The following is a 19,198-nucleotide window of genomic DNA, read 5'->3' as shown; positions in this document are numbered from 1 at the left end:
CGCCAGCGAGGAGGACACGTGACCGTGCGGGGGGAGTGGCCGGAGTCCTGGGGCGCGGTCCGGACGTCGACCCTGGCCACGGGGGGCATGGTCAACAGCAGCTCCCCGGTGGTCAGCCAGGCCGGCGCCCGCGTGCTCGCCGAGGGCGGCACGGCCGTCGACGCCGTCCTCACGATGACCGCGGTGTCGTGGCTGGCGCTGCCCGGTCAGTGCGGCATCGGCGGTGACGCGTTCTTCGTCGTCCGCGAGCCGGACGGCCGGGTCTGGACGGTCAACGGCAGCGGGTACGGGCCGGACGGCGCCTCGGCCGAGGGCTACCTCGACCGCGGCCTGACGGCGGTGCCGCTCACCGGGCCGCAGGCCGTCGCGACGCCGGGCGCGCTCGGCGCGCTCGCGACGCTGCACGCCGTCGGCGGCACCCGCGAGCTGACCGAGCTGTGGGCGCCGGCCGCCGCCGCGGCGCGCACCGGGCTGCCCTGCACCGCGAAGAACCGGCGCGACATCGCCGAGCACGAGGCCGCCCTGGCCGCCGATCCGGGGCTGGCCCGCTGGCTGCTGCCGTCCGGACGGCTGCCCGACGTCGGGGACCGGCTGCCGGCGGCCGAGCTGGCCGACAGCATCGAGCTGCTGGCCCGCCGCCCGCTGGCCCTGTACGAGACCGGTCTCGCCGAGCGGGCGGTCGAGCTGCTGCGCGTCGGCGGGGCGCCGTTCTCGGGCGACGAGTGGGTGCTGGGCGGCGACGTGCCGGTGCAGGACGCGATCAGCGCGCCCTACGGCGACGTCACCGTCCACCAGACCCCGCCGCCGTCACCGGGCTGGATGGTGCTGCACCAGGCCGGGCTGCTCGCCGGCCGGCTCACCGGCCTGCCCACGTCGGGCGCCGAGTCGGTGCACCTGCTGGCGCTGGCCGCCCGCCGGGCCTTCCGCGACCGGTACGAGCGCTGCGCGTCGGACAACGACGCCTGGCGCGCGCTGCTCGGCGAGGACGAGCTCGCCCGGGCCCGGCGCGAGCTGGTCCGCGAGCCGGCGACCGTGGGGGCCCCGACCGGGATCGCGGGCGACACCACCAGCTGCCTGGCGGTGGACGCCGAGGGACGCGCGGTCAGCGCGATCTCCTCGCTGGCGTTCACCTTCGGCGCGCGCATCTCGATCCCTGGCACCGGCATCGCGCTGAACAACCGGCTGGCCCGCGGGGCGTACCTGCTCCCCGGGCACCCGAACGCGCTGGCGCCGCGGCGCAAGCCGCTGCACACCCTCAACGCGTGGGTGCTCACTGACCGGGCCGGGCGGCTGCGGCACGTGGGCAACACCCCGGGCGGCGACGGTCAGGTGCAGTGGAACATGCAGCTGATCTCGCACCTGGTCGACGGCGGGCTCGACCCGCAGGAGGCGGTGTCCGCGCCGCGGACCACCGTGCACCCGGGCAGCGACGCCGACTCGCTGAGCGCACCCGAGACCCTGCAGTGCGAGAGCCGGCTGGGCGGCGACGTCCTGGCCGAGCTGGCCGACCGCGGCCACGACGTCCGCGACATGGGCGCCTGGGGGGCCGGCGGCAGTGCGCTGGTCATCTCGGTCGACCACGACCGCGGGATCCTGGCGGGCGGCGCGGACCCCCGCCAGGACGGGATCGCGTTGGGGGTGTGAGCGTGTCCGAGCAGCAGAGCACCACGGTGCCACCGCAGGGCGCGTACGTGCCGGCCGTGGTGCACGGCGGTCTCGCCTACACGGCCGGCATGACCCCTCGCCGGCACGGGGAGCTCGTCGTCTCCGGGGTGGTGGGCCGCGAGCTCGACGTGGCCGCCGCCCGCGAGGCGGCGGGGCTGGCCGCGTCCAACGCCGTCACGGCGCTGGTGGAGGCGGTCGGGCTGGCCGGCATCGAGCGGTGCCTGAAGATGACGGTGTTCATCGCCGCCGTCGACGGGTTCACCGCCCACTCGGCGGTCGCCGACGGCGCCTCGGTGGTCCTGCGGGAGCGGCTGGGGGAGCGGGGCGCGGTCGCGCGCAGCGCCGTCGGCGTCCGCACGCTGCCGTCCGGGGCGCCGGTCGAGGTGGAGCTCGTCGCCGCCGTCGTCCAGGAGTAGGTCCGTGTCAGGCAGCCTTCGCCCTGTCGTTGGCTCGCCGCCGGCCCCGTGACGGCCGACCGACGCCACCGGATGTCGGATCGTGGTGGTCTCGGGGGCGCGCGACACCACCACGAGTCGACACCCGGTGGCGTCGGCAAACCGAGTCCCGCCCCCGTGCCCGGGCAAGGTGTGCCGGTCGCGGTACCAGGTCTGATAGAGCCGAGATCGGCGGTCTCGCACGCGTTGCCGGTGAAAGCGTGCGAGACCGCCGATGTCGACGGTCATGCGCCGGCGAAGGTCTTCGCGACGTGCTCCGCGAACGCCTCGAGCGCCGCCGCGCCCACGGCCTTGTCCTGCTCGCCGTTGCCGCCGCTCACGCCGACCGCGCCGACGATCTGGCCGTCGTGCACGATCGGGAAGCCGCCGACGAAGATCGCGAACTTGCCGGGCAGCATGTGCGAGATGCCGAAGGCCTCGTTGCCCGGAAGCGCCGGGCCGTTGGGCGGCTCGTTGAACAGGTGGGTGGCCCGCTCGTGGCCGGCCGCCGTGAAGGCCTTGGCGATCGAGATCTCCACCCCGGTCAGCCGCGCGCCCGGCAGGCGGTGCAGCGCGAGGACGTTGCCGCCGTCGTCGCAGACGCAGACCGTCTGCTTGACACCGATCTCCTCGGCCTTCGCGCGGGCTGCCTGGAGCATCGGAAGGGCGTCATCGAGGGTGATCCGGTAGACCTGATGCACAGGGGTTCTCCTCCTCCGGCCGTCGGCCGGTTCGACTGCGTCCGGCTCCCAGTCACGGAGCCGGCACGGGTACCACCTTCGGGGCTGGACGGACGTCCCGGCAATGGTGAGACTGCCGTGGACACACCGTCGGACGTTGTGCACTCTGACCCGAGAGGAGCGGCATGCCGCACGCGTACTCGGACGACGCGCTGACCCTGGCCCGGCTCCTCCAGGAGCCGGTGCTGCGGCGGGCGCGGATCCACGGCGGGCGCACCGCCGCGGTCACCCGGCTGGAGTGGGTGGCGCCCTGGGCGGTCTCCGCCCGCCAGGACGACGACCTCACCGGGGTGCTCGTCCACGCGCACGCCGACGAGCTCGCGGCCGACGGCGTCGCGGTGTCCGAGGCGGCCGACCGCCTCGCCGCCCGCGGGGCCGCCGCCCTGCTGGTCGACGGCTCCGCCTCCGGGGCGGCCGCCGTCGACGCGGCCTGCAAGCTGCCGCTGGTGACGTCCCCCGAGACGGTCCCGTTCGCGGCGGTCAACCGGCTGGTCGCCGACCTGACGCTGGCCCGGGAGACGCACGTCCTGCGGTACGGGCTCAGCGTGCACCGCGCGCTGGCCGAGCTGCTCTACCGCGGCGCGGAGCTCACCGCGCTGTGCAGCCAGATGTCGCGGATGTCCCAGCGGCCGGTGGCGGTGTTTGACAGCCAGGGCACGCTCGCCGCCCTGGAGCAGCGCCAGCCGCGGACGGTCGAGAACGCCGACCTCGCGCGGGCGTTCGCCGAGCAGGCGGAGGAGCTCGGCGCGCAGGGGACGCCGGAGGACCTGCACCCCCGGGTGGCCGAGATCCGGGTCGCGGGCAAGGAACTGGCCTGCGTGCTCACCCCGATCGTGCTGGGCGGCCGGCACGACGGCTGGATCCTGCTGCTCGAGGACGACGACGACCCGCACCCGCACGACCTCGCCGAGCACCGCGTGCTGGTCGAGCAGGCCGCGCCGATCGTCGGCACCGAGATGCTGCGGCTGCGCAGCGTGCAGCGGGCCAAGGAACAGGCCCGCGGCGACTTCGTGCACGGCCTGCTGCACGGGCGCTTCGCCACCACCGAGGACATCAGCGCCCGGGCCGCCCACTACGAGTTCCCGGTCCGGTCCTGGTTCGGCGTCCTGGTGGCCTCCGGGATCACCGTCCCCGGCGACGCGGACTCGCCGACCCGGCTGCAGTCCATCGCGCTGCAGGCCGCACGGCTGCTGCCCGAGCAGGAGCGGCACACCCAGGCGGCGATGGTCGGCGACGTGCTCGTCGTCGTCCGGGAGGCGGCCCGGCGGGGGTCGATGGGCACGCCGGACGCCGCGATCGCGGCCGTCGCCGAGTACGCGGCCGCCCTGAACAAGTACCTGAGCCGCCGCAAGGACCAGGGCGGCCGGCCGGTGCGGGTCACCTACGGGCGGCCGGTGGTGGGGGCGCTGGCCATCCCCGACAGCTACCGCGAGGCCCGCATGGCGCACGGCCTGCAGCAGCGGCTCGGTCTCCCGCCGGTCGCCGGCTACCAGGAGTTGCGGGTGCACGCGGTGCTCGAGGACGTCGCCGCGAGCCGGACCGGGCAGGGCTTCGCCACGGACATCCTCGCCCCGCTGCGCGATCCCGCCGCCGGGGATCTGGAGTCCGCCGTCCTCGCGTACGTCGCCAGCGGTGGCAACGTCAACGCCTCCGCACGCGACCTGCACATCCACCGCAACACGATGCTCTACAAGCTGGACCGGGCGTCGCGGCTGCTGGGCATGGACCTGCGGCAGGCCGAGAACCAGTTCGCGGTCTGGCTGGCGCACACCCTCGACCTGCTGGCCACCACCTCCGCCGAGGTCGAGCGGGTGGTCAGCCCGGTGTGACGGGGTCGGCCATCTCGCGGCCGAGGAAGCTCAGCACCAGGCCGGCGCCGGCCACGGCGGCGCAGCCGCCGAACAGCCAGCCCAGGCCGTCGGGCCAGGCGGCGGCCACGCCGGCGGTGCCGATCGCGGCGCCGACGAACCGCATCATGTTGAACAGCCCCAGGCCGGCGCCGCGCTGCCCGGCCGGCGACCGGGTGGCCCCGGTCAGCGCGGGGGTCTGCACCAGCGCGATCCCGGCGCCGGCGGCGAGCAGCAGGACGACGATCGGCAGCAGCCGCTCCACGCCGGTGCCGAGGAGGACGGCCAGCCCGGCGTCGACCGCGACGAGGACGCCGAGCCCGGTGCGCAGGACCGGCCGCGGCCCCACGCGGTCGGCGAGCACGCCGACCAGCGGCGCGAGCACCGCCCAGACCAGCGGCAGCGCGAAGATCAGCAGCCCGGTGACCGACACCGACAGACCGACCACGCCGGTGAGGTAGAGCGGGACGGCGACGAGCACCGCGGCCAGGCTGCTCTGCTGCACGAACACGCCCGTGGCGCTGCGCAGCCACCGCATCTCGATCAGCAGCCGTGGGTCGATGAACGGCCGCGCCCGGCGCAGGCCGGTGAGCACGAACACGACCAGCGACGCGACCCCGAGGACGACGCCGGCGATGGGCAGCGCCGCCGGGACGCCGGGCTGCGGGGCGGCCGTCACGGCCGTCATGACCAGGGCGACCCCGACGGTCAGCGAGCCCGCGCCGACGCCGTCGATCCGGCTGTGGGTGGACGTGTCGCGGGGCATGGCCCGCCAGGTCACCAGCAGCACCGCGATCGTGAGCGGGGCCAGCGCGCCGAAGATCCACCGCCAGCCGAACGCGTCGGCGACCAGCCCGCCGACCGGGGGCCCGATGGCCTGGCCGATGCCGTTGGCCGCGCCCCAGGTGCCCATGACGCGGCTGCGCTGGGCGGCCGGCCAGTTCCGGGCGAGCGTGCCCATGACGGCGACGGGAACCGCGGCGCAGCCGAGTCCCTGCAGCCCCCTGCTGGCCACCATGAACGGCAGCGACGGCGCCAGCGCGGCGCCGGTCGTGCCCACGAGCAGCACGGTGAGCGCGAGCAGCAGCGTGCGGCGGCGGCCGAGCCGGTCGCTGACCCAGCCGGTCAGCGGCATCGCGACGGCCAGGACGAGCACCGAGGCGGCGGCGACGAGCACGCCCTGGGTGACCGGGACGCCGAAGTCGGCGGTGATCTGCCGCAGGGGGACGTTGACGATGTTGTTGCTGATGGTGCCGAGTACCGTCGCACCGAGAAGGGCGGTGAGCAGCAGCGCCAGACCGGCCGGGGGCCGAGCAGCCTCGAGCGCCGGCGTCGTGCCACTGACCTGGGGCTGCGTCGTCGTTTCCGGCACAGACGTCCTCTCGCTGTTCCTACCGTTGACAGCGTCACAGTCGGTGTTCGGTCGCACTACGGCAGGCTGCACATTCGTGAGCAACACCACTGTGCACATCGCTCATGGACGGCGTGTGTCGAATCAAGGACCTTTTTGGCGACATCCCGTTGGCACACCCGTATAGGGGCATCCATGCATCTGACAGCAGCGCACTGGGTCTTCTTGGCAGGAGTCGTGGTCATCCTCGCCACGATGATCATGCGCAAGAACATCGTGGTGCCGGCCGTCGTCGCCACATTCCTGACTGCCCTGGTGTACACCGGCAGCCTGGCGACCGGCCTCTCCTCCGTGTTCAACGCCAGCCTCGTGGCTGCCACGAGCCTGTTCAGCATCTTCCTGATCATCGCGATGGTCACCGCGATGCTCCGGTCCCTCGAGGGCCTCGGGGCGGACCGGCGCATGGTCGCGCCGTTCCGGAAGGTCATGCGCAACGGTCACCTGGCCTTCTTCACCCTGGTGATCGTCACCTACTTCATCTCGCTGTTCTTCTGGCCGACCCCGGCCGTGCCGCTCATCGGTGCGGTGCTGGTCCCGGTCGCGATCCGGGCGGGCCTGCGGCCGCTGGCCGCCGGCTTCACCGTCGCGATCGCCGGCCAGGGCATGGCGCTGTCCTCGGACTACGTGATCCGGGTGGCCCCGGGCCTGTCCGCGACCGCCGCGAACGCCGACCCGAGCATCGTGGCCGACCGCGCCTTCGTCCTGTCGCTGATCGTCGGCGGTGTCGCGCTGGCCATCGGCTACGCGATGGAGCTGCGCAAGATGCGCCGGCCCTCCGACGAGTGGCTCAACGACTGGGAGTCGACCGCCGACCGCCGTGCGGTCGTGGCCGACGCCGAGGAGGTCATCGACGAGGACCCGCTGGGCGGCGTCGGCGCGGCCGGCACTACCCGCGGCGGCGGCAACGGCACCGGGCCCTCCGGGGGCGGCTCCGTGGTGACCGAGGAGCGCGAGCTCGTCGGCGTCGGTTCGGGTGCCCGCATCTCGGCGCCGGTGGACTCGCCCGAGCACATCGTCGGACACGGCGTCGCCCTGCGCGGCACGCCCGCCGGCGAGGCGGTTCCCGCCGAGGCGCACACGATCACCGTGGTCGACAAGCCGGCGGCGTCGAAGTTCTTCGCGCTGTTCGTGCCGCTGGCCTACCTGGCGCTGATCGTCTACCTCGTGGTCGCCAGCGTGTCCGACGCGGTGCCCGACCTGCAGGGTGGCGACGCCGCGGCGCTCGTCGGCGGCATCGCGCTGCTCACCGTGTTCGGCGCGGCGTTCGCGCGGAACAAGTCGACCTTCCTGGAGACCTCGGCCGAGCACATCGTCGACGGCCTGGTGTTCGCCTTCAAGGCGATGGGCGTGGTCCTGCCGATCGCCGGGTTCTTCTTCCTCGGCAACGGTGAGTTCTCCGCCCAGATCATGAGCCTGGGTGAGGACGCGACGGGTCCGTCGTTCCTGTACGACCTCGTCGTCGCCGGCCAGAACCAGCTGCCCGCCAACGGGCTGATCACCGCCTTCGGCATCCTGATCGTCGGCATGATCGCCGGTCTCGAGGGCTCCGGCTTCTCGGGCCTGCCGCTGACCGGCTCGCTGGCCGGCTCCCTCGCCGACGGCGCGGGTGTCAGCAGCCCGACGCTGGCCGCGATCGGCCAGATGGGCAACATCTGGTCCGGCGGTGGCACGCTCGTCGCCTGGTCCTCGCTGCTCGCCGTCGCCGGCTTCGTCCGGGTGCCGGCGGTCGAGCTGGCCCGCCGCTGCTTCCTCCCGGTGGTCGCCGGGCTGGTGATCTGCACCGTGTTCGCGGTGGTGGTCTTCGGCTAGCGCCGTCCCGCACAGCAAGGCAGCCCCGGACCGCCTGCGCGGTCCGGGGCTGCTGCGCGTCTGCGGGCTCAGTTCGTCGGGGTCAGGTGCCGCGGATCGGTGCTGAACGCCGTCCGCCAGACCAGGACGGCGGCGCGCCCGGCCAGTGTGGCCGCGACGGCCGGGCCGAGCAGTCGCCAGATCAGCGGTGCGTCCCACGCCAGGGGCAGCACGCCGAGGACGACGATCACGAGCGCCGTCCGGAGGAGGAAGGACCGCATCGAGCCGGGCGCCGATGCGGAACGAGCGGGTTCCTGCATGTCCCCAGTGTGGCTGCGTGATTGAGTGCACAACCACCCGGGTCCGACGGCTCACTCGCGCTCGAGCATGACCTCCTCCAGGTCCAGCTCGCGCTGGATCCGGCGGAACACCTCGTCGTCGATGCGGCGCGCGTCGCGGTAGCTCAGGAACACCTCGCGCTCGGCCAGGAGCAGCTCGCGGCGCAGCCGCCGGTAGACCTCGCTCGGGGTCGCGCCGGAGTCGGGGCCGCCGAGCCGCTCCCACGCCGCGTTGGTCCGCGCCTCGAGGCTGACCCGCAGCTTGGCGACCGCGCGCTCGGCCAGCGGGTCGCCGTCGTCCAGCTCGTCGAGCCGGGCGGCGGCGGCCCGGGCGGCGTCGTGCTGGGCCTGCGCCTCGGCCAGCGCGTCGGTGTAGTCCTCCCGCCCGCGCACCGCGAGCCGGCGGATCACGGCCGGCAGCGTCAGGCCCTGCAGCAGCAGGGTGCCGACGGTGACGACGAACGCCAGGTAGATGATCTCGTCGCGGCCGGGGAAGGGGACGTGGGCGTCGGTGGCGAGCGGGATGGCGGCGGCCGCGGCCAGCGACACGACGCCGCGCATCCCGGCCCAGGAGATGACCGCCGGCACCTGCCACGGCGGCGACGGGTCGCGTGCCCGCAGGCGGGCGGAGAGCCGGCGCGGCAGGTAGGTGGTCGGGAAGACCCAGGCGATCCGCACGACCACCGCCACGAGCAGCAGCACCAGCCCGACGAGGGTCAGCCACCCCAGCCCGGTGTCGATCGCGGCGGTGACCTCGCGCAGCTGCAGCCCGATGAGGGCGAACACGAACGACTCGAGCAGGGTGTCGACCGCCCGCCAGACCGCCTGGTCCTGCAGCCGGGCCACCGGGTCGGCCTGGTGCCCGCGGTGGCCGAGGTAGAGGCCGGCCATCACCACGGCGAGCACCCCCGAGGCGCCCGCCGCCTCGGCGATCCAGTAGCCGATGAACGGCACGAGCAGCCCGAGGGCGCTCTCCAGGACGCCGTCGCCCAGGAGCAGCCGCACCCGGTGCACCACCCAGCCCAGCGCCCAGCCGATCAGCGCCCCGCCGCCGGCCGCGAGCGCGAAGACGCCGAGGCCCTGCAGGATCGAGTAGCCCGCGCCCATGACCAGGGCCACCGCGACCTTGTACGCGGTCAGCGCGGTGGCGTCGTTGACCAGGCTCTCCCCGCCGAGGATGGTCATGATCCGCCGCGGCAGCCCCAGCCGGCGGCCGACCGCGGTGGCGGCCACCGCGTCCGGCGGCGCGACCACGGCACCCAGCACCAGCGCCGAGGTCAGCGGCAGACCCGGCACCAGCCACCAGGCGGCCAGCGCCACGGCCGCGGTCGAGACCAGGACCAGGCCCACGGCGAGCAGGCCGATGGTGCGCACGTTGTCGCGGATGCGGAGGTAGGAGCTGTCCAGCGCCGCCGAGTAGAGCAGCGGCGGCAGCACCAGCAGCAGGATCAGCTCGGGGTCGATCGCGTAGTCCGGGATGAAGGGCAGGAAGGACGCCGCGAGGCCGACGACGACGAGCAGCAACGGCGCCGAGACGTTGATCCGCCGCGCCAGGGCGGTGAGGGCGAACGCCCCGACCAGCAGGCCGATGAGCGGCAGCCCCTCCATCAGACGATCGCCTCGTCCACGTAGCACCACCGCCAGTCCTCGCCCGGCTGGAACGAGCGCATGACCGGGTGGGAGCTGTCTCGGAAGTGCGCCGACGCGTGCCGGTGCGGCGAGGAGTCGCAGCACGCCACGTGGCCGCAGCCCAGGCACTCCCGCAGGTGGACCCAGTTCCGCGACCCGATGGCCAGGCAGTCGGTGCAGCCCTCGGTCGAGCTCGGCGTCACGTCCCGGATCTGGTCCAGGTGCGTGCAGGTCCTCACGCGTGCTCCTCTCAGGGGTCACCGGAAGCAAACCGGTGCCCGAGCCAACGCCGCAACGTCGCTGCGTCTGCCCGGGCGTGACAGGGTCGGCGGGCGCCAGCGCCGGACAGGAGGGACGCCGTGGACTTCGACGAGGTCGCCGACGAGCTCTACGGCATCCCGCCGGAGGAGTTCACCGCCACCCGCCGCACGCGGGAGGAGGAGGCGCGCGCCGAGGGCGACCGGGTGCTGGCCAAGTCCATCTCCACGCTGCCCAAGCCGTCCCTGGCCGCGTGGGCGGTCAACGTGCTCGTCCGCGCCCACCGGGAGGAGATCGAGGGGCTGGTCGAGCTCGGCGGGCTGCTCCGGGAGGCGCAGGAGAACCTGGCCGGCGACCAGCTGCGCGCGCTGTCCGTGCAGCGCAACCAGCTGCTGGCCGCGCTCAGCCGGCAGGTGGTGGGGCTGACCCGCCGGCGCGGGCACCCGGTGAGCAGCGGGGTCACCGGGCAGGTGGAGGAGACGCTGCGCGCGGCGATGGCCGACCCCGACGCGGGGGAGGCGGTGCTCTCCGGCCGGCTCACCGCGCCGCTGTCCTACAGCGGGCTGGGCACCGGGCAGCGACCGGACCTGCGGGTGGTCCGCCCGCCGGAGCGGGAGCCCGCCGCCCCCGCGCCCAGGGCGCCGACGCCCAAGCAGCGGACGACGGCGGAGGACCGCCGGCGCGCCGCGGAGGAGAAGCGCCGGCGGGAGGAGGAGGCGGCCCGCCGGGAGGCCGAGGAGCGCCGGCGGCGGGAGCTCGCGGAGGCGCAGGAGGCCGCCGACGACGCGGCCGAGGTGGCGGCGGAGGCCGCGGCTGCCCTCGAGCGGGAGCAGGCGCGGGTCGACGAGCTGGACGCCCGGCACAAGGAGCTGCAGGACCGGGTCGAGGAGCTGATGGAGGAGCTCGCCCGCACCAGGCAGGAGACCACGTCGGTGGAGGGCCAGCTCTCGCGCGCCCAGCGGCGGCGGCAGTCGGCCGGACGGCGGGCCGGCGAGGCGGCCACCGCGCGCGACCGGGCGCTGGCGCGGCTCGAGGAACTGCGCGGGAAGGGCTGACCGCCGTCGCCTTGCCCCGGGAAAGGCGCAGGTCCAGACTCTGGCGCACCCCGGCCCATCGACGCGCGGAGGACCGCATGAGCACACCTCGGGACGACGACACCGTCGCCGGCACCAACCCGGACGACTCGCGCAGCGGCGCCGACATCGCCGAGGCCATCGAGGTGGCCGAGGAGGGCAGCCGGGTCGAGGCGGTGCACGACCGCGGCCAGTACGACACGACCGGCGAGGCGCCGGTGGAGCAGGTGCGCGACGACCCGGAGATGACCCAGGGCCAGGTGGTCTACGGCTCCGGGTCCGAGGGCGGGACGACGGGGACGAGCACCGAGGGCGTCAGCTCCGGCGCCGCCCAGTCGGTCCGCGGCGCCCGGCCGGTCGACCAGGCGTCCGCGGACTCCTCCGACCGCTGAGTGGAGTGCCGCGGCGCGGAGAACGCGCCCCTGGGCACTCCACTCAGGGGTGGCGCTCGGCGGTGACGGCGCCGGTGTCGGCCGTCTGCGAGGCGGCGGCGCGGGCGTCCAGGTCGTGCAGCGTGAGCTGGTGCGCGGGCGCCCGGTCGATGACCGTGCTCGAGGTGCAGCACAGGTCCTCCGGGACGTGCAGCAGCTCGGCCGGCTCGAGCAGCCGCCAGCCGGGGGCGTCGTCCATCCGCTCGGTCGCGACGACGACCGACCGGCAGTCGGTCAGCTCGGGTGCCCGGACGTGCATCGTGCCGGCGGTGCCGTGCTCGTCCTCGCCGCCGGCGGCCCGCTCGCAGACGAACAGGTCGTTCGTGTCGGGATAGCGCAGCGCCCACAGGTCGGTGGGTGTGGTGAGGACGAAGTTCAGCGAGAAGACCGGGACGTGGTCGGCCACCCACCCGATCGCCGCGCGGATGCCGGCATCGACGTCCCCGCCGTGCAGCTCGGTCTCCCGCGTGATCAGCGCGAACAGCCGCTCCGAGTCGGTGTCCCCGTGCACCAGGGAGCGGTGCTCGCCGAGGCGCTCCTCCAGCTCGGGCAGTCCCCACAGGACGCCGTTGTGGGCGAACAGCCGGCCGTGCTGCTCGAAGGGGTGGGTGTTCGCCGGCGCCGGCACCCCGGTCGAGGCGAACCGCAGGTGCGCCACGAAGGTGCGGGACCGCTCCTGCTGCGCCTCGCACGCGAACAGCTCGTCCTCGGCGGCCCGGACCGCGCCCTTGTCGACGTCGGGGCTGCCGTCCTCCTCGAAGGTCCCGATGCCGTACCCGTCCGGCTGCGTGGCGCTCTGCGCGGCCAGGCTCAGCGGCGCGTCCAGCAGCCAGAACGTGGCGCTGACCGTGCGCCGCCCGCCGTGCATCCCGAACAACCGGCACATGGCCGTGCTCCTACCTCGGCGCACCGCCGGCCAACCCTCGCCGGCGCCCGAGCGCGTCACCTCGCGCCCCGGCTGCCGACAGCGCCCAGATCCGGGCTCCATGATCACCTCGGGGTCAGCGGTGCCTCAACCGTCGCGAGGCGCCGCTGGACCCGAGGTGATCATGAAGGGTGGATGCGCCCGGGAGCCGGCCGGCGCCTGCTGGCGGTATCGGGTGCCGATACGGCGCGCCTGCGGACTGGGCCGGCCGGCCGCCCCGCCCCGCCTGGCCACCGTGATCTGCCCGTTGTGGCGGATTTCGATAGTTCGGCATGAGGCCGACGACTGGAGTTCGGTTCGCCCGGTGGAGTGACTGCGCTGCAGCGCCCCTCCCTTCCTGCCGATGAGCTCGTGACGACTGCCGCCGGCAAGGCCGGCGGCACGCTGCGTCGGACGGCACCCGATCCCGGAGGACCCATGAAGCGCCCCACCCGCCTGCCCCTGGCCGCCGCCGCGCTCGCCGGGCTGCTGGCCGTTGCCGCGTGCGGCAGCGACCCGACCGACGCCAACGCCGGCGCGTCGTCGGAGTCCGCGCCGACATCCGACGCCGAACAGGTTCCGCAGCTGGCCCCCGGCACGCAACTGTTCGAGGTAGCGGGTGCTCTACGACCCGCGGACAACGGTGGCCACCCCGACGGGGCGATCGTCGCCGTCGGCGACTTCACGGGCGACAGCGATCAGTTCGTGCTGCTGCGCCGCGACGCCATCCCGCAGCCGATCGACACGTCCAGCACGTTCGCCAGCGTCTCCAACATCGTGACCGCGGCCGGTGGCAGCCTCGTTCTCGTGGACGGCAAGTACGACGGCAAGTCCGGACTGCACGGCTTCGACGTCGCGACCGGCGAGGTCGCGTACAGCATCCAGCAGCCGACCGAGACACAGTGGGACGTCATCGGTACGACCGTCGATAGCGTGCTGGTCAGCATCGCCGGCACGCCGAGGGCCTACAGCCTCGCCGACGGCACGCAGCAGCCGTGGAACCCGCCCACGATGGACATGGACCGCTACGAGTTCTCCGGTAGCGGTGACGGCTACCTCCAGTACAGCGCCTACGGCTCGGGAGACCGCGTCCGCTTCGACATCGCCTCCGAGCAGCTGAGCCCATACCAGTCCCCCATAACTATCACTGGCGACTCGGCGAACTATGACGACGGCGAGGTCCGCTGGGCCGTTGACGGGCTTCCGCCGGGCCCGAGCTTCTACGACCGCACCGAGTTCGGTCGGGTCGTCTTCCGCGGCGGCCAGTTCAAGACGATGTTCGCCGTCGTCGACGCGGCCACCGGGGAACTGCTGCACACGGTGGACATGAAAGACGCCTACTCCGGACTCGACGACTGCTCTTCGAAGGGGATGCTGTCGGCCGACGCGCTACTCATCCGCTGCCAGTTCAACGACAGCGACGACTGGCGCGTGTTCGCGTACACCATCGAGCCAGGTGACGCGGTCAGCAGCGGCGTCGACTGAATCCGGCGGCGCGCTCGGCCGAGCCAGGACGCGCTCGACGGGACCGGAGAGGCGGAACGTCTCTCCGGCCCCGTCTCTTTGTTGTGCTGTGCGAGTAGGTAGTACACCGGTGACCGGGCCGCGGTCGAACTCCCGTTTGAGCGCCCGACCAAGATCCCGCACGTGGACGACCTGCTCGTGTGGTCCATGTGGTGTACCCGCGTGCGTCCAGGGCCGCGGACACCGATGCCGTCGCAGGCGGGTTCCCCGGGTCCTGATGCGCCGAGTTCTCGCCGGACCCGAATCGGACACCTGAGAGCAGACGAGCAGAGCGGCCAGCCGGTCAGCTCCACAGCTCGACGCGCACCGTGGGGTGGGCGCGGCCGGCGCGCCGCGGCCGGGCCAGCAGCGCGCTGGTCGCGTCGGGCGTGGTGAGGAAGCGCTGCAGCGCCCGGGCCGGGCCGCCGGCCCGCCCGGAGCCGGGCACGGTCGACCACCACAGCCCCTCGACCGGGGTGCCCTCCACCGGCAGCAGGACCAGGCTGCCCCGCCGCAGGTCCGCGGAGACCAGGTGCACCAGCGCGAGGACGACGCCCTGGCCGGACCGCGCCGCGTCCAGCGCCTCGGCCTCGCTGCCCAGGCGGTCGGGCACCGGCTCCCCGCCGTGCCCGCGTGCCCACCGCGCCTCCGCGCCGCCCGGGTCGAAGCCGCCGGGGCCGGCCAGCCAGCGGTGCCGGAGCAGCTCGGCGGGCGCGACCGGCGCGCCCCCGGCGAGCGGGTGGCCGGGGGCGGCCACCACGACGCGGCGGTAGCGGAGGAACGGCACCGACTCCAAGGACTGGCCCGGCAGCGGGTGCGGCCACGGGCCGAGGGCGATGTCGAGCAGGTCCTCGGCCAGCTCCGCGGCGACGTCGCCGCCGCCGACCTGGACCTCCACCGCGCAGTCGGGCACGCGGTCGGTGAACGCGGCCAGCAGCTGGTCCAGGTGCTCGGCGCACGCCGCTGCGGCCAGGATCCGCAGCGCTCCCGTGGTGGCGCCCGCCCGCGTGACGTCGCGGCGCGTGCGGTCGGCGAGCCGGACCAGCTCCCGCGCCCGGCCGGCCAGCGCGCGCCCGCCGGCGGTCAGGGAGATGCCGCCGCCCGACCGCACGAACAGCGGGTCGCCCAGGTCGCTGCGCAGCGCGGCGAGCGCGGCGGAGACGGCCGGCTCGCTCACTCCGAGGGCGGCGGCGGCCGCGCGGAGGGAGCCGAGCTCGGCGACGAGTGCAAACGTTCTGAGCTGGGTGAACGTCACTGTCCCACCACATAAGGGATCGCTTATCGGGATGTTGACACGCCCGAGAGCGGGGGACAAGGTCCCGGCCACCAGGGCTCCAGCGTCGGGGCCCGACGGTCAGGAGGTGCCCGTGCAGACTCCGGCTCCGTTCGACTACGTCCGCGCCGGCAGCGTCGGCGAGGCGCTCGACCTGCTCGAGCGCCACGGCCCGGAGGCCCGCGTCATCGCGGGCGGGCACAGCCTGCTGCCGATGATGAAGCTGCGGCTGGCCCGGCCCGAGTGGGTCATCGACATCAACGGCGTCACCGAGCTCGACCACATCACCGAGACCGCCGACCATCTGCTGGTCGGGGCGCTCACCCGGCACGCGACCCTGCTGGCGTCGCCGCTGGTCGGGCGGCTGTTCCCGATCGTGCACGACGCCGAGCGGGTCATCGCCGACCCCGTCGTCCGCAACCGCGGCACGATCGGCGGCTCGCTGGGCCAGGCCGACCCCGCCGAGGACCTCACCACGGTCTGCGACGTGCTCGACGCCGAGATCGTCATCGCCGGGCGCGGCGGCGAGCGGGTGCTCAGCATCGAGGAACTGCACCGCGGCCCGTACGAGACGGCCTGCGAGCAGTCCGAGCTGATCACCGAGATCCGCTTCCCGATCCGGCACGGACAGGGCAGCGCCTACGAGAAGGTCGAGCGCCGGGTGGGGGACTGGGCGGTCGCGGCGGCCGGCGCCGCCGTCGTCCTCGGGGACGACGGGACGATCGCCGACGTCACCGTCGGGCTGACCGCCCTCGGGGTCGAGGGCTGCGTGCCCGGGCTCGCCGAGGCGCTGTGCGAGCAGCCCCCCTCTGAGGAGCTGTTCGCCGAGGCCGGCCGGATCGCCGCCGCGGCCAGCGCGCCGGTCGAGGACCAGCGCGGGCCGGTCGACTACAAGCGGCACCTCGCCGACGAGCTCACCCGCCGCGTGCTGCGCACGTCCGTGGCCCGCGCCTCCGCGCTCACCCCCGCCTGAGAGGAAAGCGATCCATGCAGATCCACACCACGGTCAACGGCGCCGAGGTCACCGGGGACGTCGAGCCGCGGCTGCTGCTCGTGCACTTCCTGCGCGACACGCTCGGCCTCACCGGCACCCACTGGGGGTGCGACACCAGCAACTGCGGCACCTGCGTCGTCCTGATGGACGGCGAGCCGGTGAAGTCCTGCACGGTGCTCGCGGCGATGACCGAGGGGCACGAGATCCGCACCGTCGAGGGGTTGGCCCAGAACGGCGCCCTCGACCCCGTCCAGCAGGGCTTCATGGAGGAGCACGGACTGCAGTGCGGGTTCTGCACCCCCGGGATGATGCTCACCGCCCGGGCCCTGCTCGACCGGAACCCGGATCCCGGCGAGGGCGAGATCCGCGAGGCCATCTCCGGGCAGATCTGCCGCTGCACCGGCTACGCCACGATCGTCCGTTCCGTGCGCTGGGCCGCCGAGCACCCGGCCACGCCGGCCGCCGAGGAGGTGACGGCATGACCACCGTCGAGGAGCGCGCGGCGCAGGCCCGCGAGCCCAACCCGGCCATGACGTCGGCCGAGCGGCCGATCGGCTTCGGCCGCGTGCAGCGCAAGGAGGACCCGCGCTTCGTGCGGGGCAAGGGCCGCTACATCGACGACATCGTGCTGCCCGGGATGCTGTACGGCGCGGTGCTGCGCTCGCCGCTGGCGCACGCGCGGATCGTCTCGATCGACACCACCGAGGCCCTCGCCCACCCGAAGGTGCACGCCGTCATCACCGGCAAGGACCTCGAGGCGCTCAACCTCGCCTGGGCGCCGACGCTGTCCGCCGACGTCATGGCGATCCTGGCCACCGACAAGGTCCGCTTCCAGGGGCAGGAGGTCGCGTTCGTCGTCGCCGACGACCGCTACTCCGCCCGCGACGCGCTCGAGCTCATCGACGTCGAGTACGAGGACCTGCCGCCGCTCGTCGACGCCCGCCGGGCGATGGACCCCGGCGCCCCGGTGATCCGCGACGACCTCGAGGGCCGCACCGACAACCACATCTTCGACTGGGAGGCCGGCGACGCCGCCGCGACCGCCGCGGTGTTCGCCCGCGCCGAAGTCGTGGTGGCCGAGGAGGTCGTCTACCCGCGGGTGCACCCGGCGCCGATGGAGACCTGCGGCGCGGTCGCCGACTACGACCCGATCGACGGCAAGCTGACCCTGTACGAGACCACGCAGGCGCCGCACGCCCACCGGACCCTCTACGCGATGGTGGCCGGCATCCCCGAGCACAAGATCCGAATCATCGCCGGCGACATCGGCGGCGGGTTCGGCAACAAGGTGGGCATCTACCCGGGCTACGTCTGCGCCGTCGTCGGCTCGATCGTCACCGGCAAGCCGGTGAAGTGGGTCGAGGACCGGTCGGAGAACCTGATGTCCACGTCGTTCGCCCGCGACTACATCATGCGGGGCGAGGTCGCGGCGACCCGCGAGGGCAAGATCCTCGCCGTCCGGACGAAGGTGCTCGCCGACCACGGCGCGTTCAACGCGACCGCGCAGCCGACCAAGTACCCGGCCGGCTTCTTCTCCATCTTCACCGGCAGCTACGACCTCGAGGCCGCGCACTGCTCGGTCACCGGCGTCTACACCAACAAGGCGCCCGGCGGGGTGGCATACGCCTGCTCGTTCCGGGTGACCGAGGCGGTCTACCTGGTCGAGCGGATGGTCGACGTCCTCGCCGCGGAGCTGGAGATGGACCCGGCGGAGCTGCGGCTGAAGAACTTCATCCGCCCCGAGCAGTTCCCGTACCCCAACAAGACCGGCTGGGAGTACGACTCGGGCGACTACGAGCCGACGATGCGGCTGGCGATGCAGCTGGCCGGCTACGACGAGCTGCGCCGAGAGCAGGCCGAGAAGCGGGCCCGCGGGGAGCTCATGGGCATCGGCGTCTCGTTCTTCACCGAGACCGTCGGCGCCGGCCCGCGCAAGCACATGGACATCGTCGGGCTCGGGATGAACGACGGCGCCGAGGTGCGCGTGCACCCCACCGGCAAGGCCGTCGTCCGGCTGTCGGTGCAGACCCAGGGGCAGGGCCACGAGACGACGTTCGCGCAGATCGTCGCCGAGGAGCTCGGCATCCCGCCCGAGGACATCGAGGTCGTGCACGGCGACACCGACCAGACGCCGTTCGGGCTGGGCACCTACGGCAGCCGCTCGACGCCGGTCAGCGGCGGCGCGGTGGCCCTGGCCGCGCGCAAGGTCCGGGACAAGGCGCGGGCGGTCGCCGCGGCGATGCTGGAGACCCGGCCGGAGGACCTGGAGTGGGAGAAGGGCCGCTTCTTCGTGAAGGGCGACCCCACCGTCGGGAAGACGATCAACGAGATCGCGCTCGGCACCCACGGCACGGTCGCGCTCCCGGACGGCGTCGACGGCAATCTCGATGCCGAGGTCACCTACGACCCGCCGAACCTCACGTTCCCGTTCGGCGCCTACATCTGCGTGGTCGACGTCGACAAGGGCACCGGCAAGGTGCACGTGCGGCGGTTCATCGCGGTCGACGACTGCGGCACCCGCATCAACCCGATGATCGTCGAGGGCCAGATCCACGGCGGCCTCGCCGACGGTGTCGGGATGGCGCTCATGGAGTTCATCGGCTTCGACGAGCAGGGCAACTGCCTGGGCGGCTCGTTCATGGACTACCTGATCCCGACCGCCATGGAGGTGCCCGACTGGGAGACCGGCGAGACGGTCACCCCCTCGCCGCACCACCCGATCGGCGCGAAGGGCATCGGCGAGTCCGCGACGGTCGGCTCCCCGCCGGCAGTGGTCAACGCCGTCGTCGACGCGCTCGCGCCGTTCGGCGTGACCCACATGGACATGCCGTGCACGCCGGCCCGGGTGTGGGAGGCGATGCAGGGCCGGCCGACCCCGCCGATCTGAGAAAGGACCCCACTGCCCCCCAC

Annotated in this window: 17 protein-coding genes; 10 read left to right on the top strand and 7 right to left on the bottom strand. The window is 73.9% G+C overall.

Features of this window, described 5'->3' with window-relative positions:
• The first annotated feature begins 18 nt into the window (after nt 1-18).
• A complete protein-coding gene (locus tag AB3388_RS20575) occupies nt 19-1,644 on the top strand; it encodes a gamma-glutamyltransferase family protein (RefSeq protein WP_495407180.1) in 1,626 nt (541 codons plus the stop codon).
• A 2-nt stretch (nt 1,645-1,646) separates the two neighbouring features.
• On the top strand, nt 1,647-2,081 hold the full coding sequence (locus AB3388_RS20570; protein WP_495407179.1) for a RidA family protein: 435 nt from the start codon (nt 1,647-1,649) through the stop codon (nt 2,079-2,081).
• Nucleotides 2,082-2,344: 263 nt separating this feature from the next.
• Here the strand turns inward: AB3388_RS20570 and AB3388_RS20565 are convergent, their stop codons facing one another.
• A complete protein-coding gene (locus AB3388_RS20565; protein WP_495407178.1) occupies nt 2,345-2,800 on the bottom strand; it encodes a GlcG/HbpS family heme-binding protein in 456 nt (151 codons plus the stop codon).
• A gap of 164 nt (nt 2,801-2,964) precedes the next feature.
• Here AB3388_RS20565 and AB3388_RS20560 point away from each other — a divergent pair, with 164 nt between their 5' ends.
• Entirely contained in the window at nt 2,965-4,668 is a 1,704-nt protein-coding gene (locus tag AB3388_RS20560; RefSeq protein ID WP_495407177.1) for a PucR family transcriptional regulator, read from the top strand.
• On the opposite strand, the gene AB3388_RS20555 is transcribed toward AB3388_RS20560, so the two are convergent.
• Complete coding sequence (locus AB3388_RS20555; protein WP_495407176.1) at nt 4,655-6,058, bottom strand: MFS transporter; 1,404 nt, start codon at nt 6,056-6,058, stop codon at nt 4,655-4,657. The genes AB3388_RS20560 and AB3388_RS20555 overlap by 14 nt on opposite strands.
• Before the next feature lie 174 nt (nt 6,059-6,232).
• Between AB3388_RS20555 and AB3388_RS20550 the strand changes: the two genes are divergently transcribed.
• Complete coding sequence (locus AB3388_RS20550) at nt 6,233-7,906, top strand: hypothetical protein (RefSeq protein WP_495407175.1); 1,674 nt, start codon at nt 6,233-6,235, stop codon at nt 7,904-7,906.
• Between the two features lie 68 nt (nt 7,907-7,974).
• On the opposite strand, the gene AB3388_RS20545 is transcribed toward AB3388_RS20550, so the two are convergent.
• Genes AB3388_RS20545 through AB3388_RS20535 form a run of 3 tightly spaced genes read right to left on the bottom strand, consistent with a single transcriptional unit; the run spans nt 7,975 to nt 10,091 of the window.
• Nucleotides 7,975-8,205 (bottom strand): hypothetical protein, encoded by a 231-nt coding sequence (locus AB3388_RS20545; RefSeq protein ID WP_495407174.1) that lies wholly within the window; start codon nt 8,203-8,205, stop codon nt 7,975-7,977.
• Nucleotides 8,206-8,256: 51 nt separating this feature from the next.
• Nucleotides 8,257-9,831 carry a Na+/H+ antiporter gene (locus tag AB3388_RS20540; RefSeq protein ID WP_495407173.1) on the bottom strand — a complete coding sequence of 525 codons (1,575 nt, stop codon included), beginning with the start codon at nt 9,829-9,831 and terminating at the stop codon, nt 8,257-8,259.
• Complete coding sequence (locus tag AB3388_RS20535) at nt 9,831-10,091, bottom strand: ubiquitin carboxyl-terminal hydrolase 14 (protein ID WP_495407172.1); 261 nt, start codon at nt 10,089-10,091, stop codon at nt 9,831-9,833. Before AB3388_RS20535 ends, AB3388_RS20540 begins: the two co-directional genes overlap by 1 nt.
• A 120-nt stretch (nt 10,092-10,211) precedes the next feature.
• Here AB3388_RS20535 and AB3388_RS20530 point away from each other — a divergent pair, with 120 nt between their 5' ends.
• Complete coding sequence (locus AB3388_RS20530) at nt 10,212-11,165, top strand: hypothetical protein (RefSeq protein WP_495407171.1); 954 nt, start codon at nt 10,212-10,214, stop codon at nt 11,163-11,165.
• Between the two features lie 77 nt (nt 11,166-11,242).
• Nucleotides 11,243-11,575, top strand: coding sequence for a hypothetical protein (locus AB3388_RS20525; protein ID WP_495407170.1), 333 nt, complete (start codon nt 11,243-11,245; stop codon nt 11,573-11,575).
• A 43-nt stretch (nt 11,576-11,618) separates the two neighbouring features.
• On the opposite strand, the gene AB3388_RS20520 is transcribed toward AB3388_RS20525, so the two are convergent.
• On the bottom strand, nt 11,619-12,500 hold the full coding sequence (locus tag AB3388_RS20520) for a class II glutamine amidotransferase (protein ID WP_495407169.1): 882 nt from the start codon (nt 12,498-12,500) through the stop codon (nt 11,619-11,621).
• Nucleotides 12,501-12,890: 390 nt separating this feature from the next.
• Between AB3388_RS20520 and AB3388_RS20515 the strand changes: the two genes are divergently transcribed.
• Nucleotides 12,891-14,003, top strand: a complete 1,113-nt coding sequence (locus AB3388_RS20515; protein ID WP_495407168.1) for a hypothetical protein — start codon at nt 12,891-12,893, stop codon at nt 14,001-14,003.
• Between the two features lie 322 nt (nt 14,004-14,325).
• On the opposite strand, the gene AB3388_RS20510 is transcribed toward AB3388_RS20515, so the two are convergent.
• On the bottom strand, nt 14,326-15,276 hold the full coding sequence (locus AB3388_RS20510) for a LysR family transcriptional regulator (RefSeq protein WP_495407167.1): 951 nt from the start codon (nt 15,274-15,276) through the stop codon (nt 14,326-14,328).
• A gap of 112 nt (nt 15,277-15,388) precedes the next feature.
• Here AB3388_RS20510 and AB3388_RS20505 point away from each other — a divergent pair, with 112 nt between their 5' ends.
• The 3 genes from AB3388_RS20505 to AB3388_RS20495 are packed head-to-tail and all read left to right on the top strand — an operon-like array spanning nt 15,389 to nt 19,175.
• Nucleotides 15,389-16,267 (top strand): FAD binding domain-containing protein, encoded by an 879-nt coding sequence (locus AB3388_RS20505; RefSeq protein WP_495407166.1) that lies wholly within the window; start codon nt 15,389-15,391, stop codon nt 16,265-16,267.
• A 14-nt stretch (nt 16,268-16,281) separates the two neighbouring features.
• Nucleotides 16,282-16,770, top strand: coding sequence for a (2Fe-2S)-binding protein (locus AB3388_RS20500; RefSeq protein WP_495407165.1), 489 nt, complete (start codon nt 16,282-16,284; stop codon nt 16,768-16,770).
• Nucleotides 16,767-19,175 carry an aerobic carbon-monoxide dehydrogenase large subunit gene (locus tag AB3388_RS20495; protein WP_495407164.1) on the top strand — a complete coding sequence of 803 codons (2,409 nt, stop codon included), beginning with the start codon at nt 16,767-16,769 and terminating at the stop codon, nt 19,173-19,175. The genes AB3388_RS20500 and AB3388_RS20495 overlap by 4 nt, the downstream gene beginning before the upstream one ends.
• Nucleotides 19,176-19,198 lie beyond the last annotated feature (23 nt).

The sequence above is a fragment of the Geodermatophilus sp. SMS 5-13 genome, from assembly GCF_059428245.1.
This window is presented reverse-complemented; position numbering and strand designations above follow the sequence as displayed.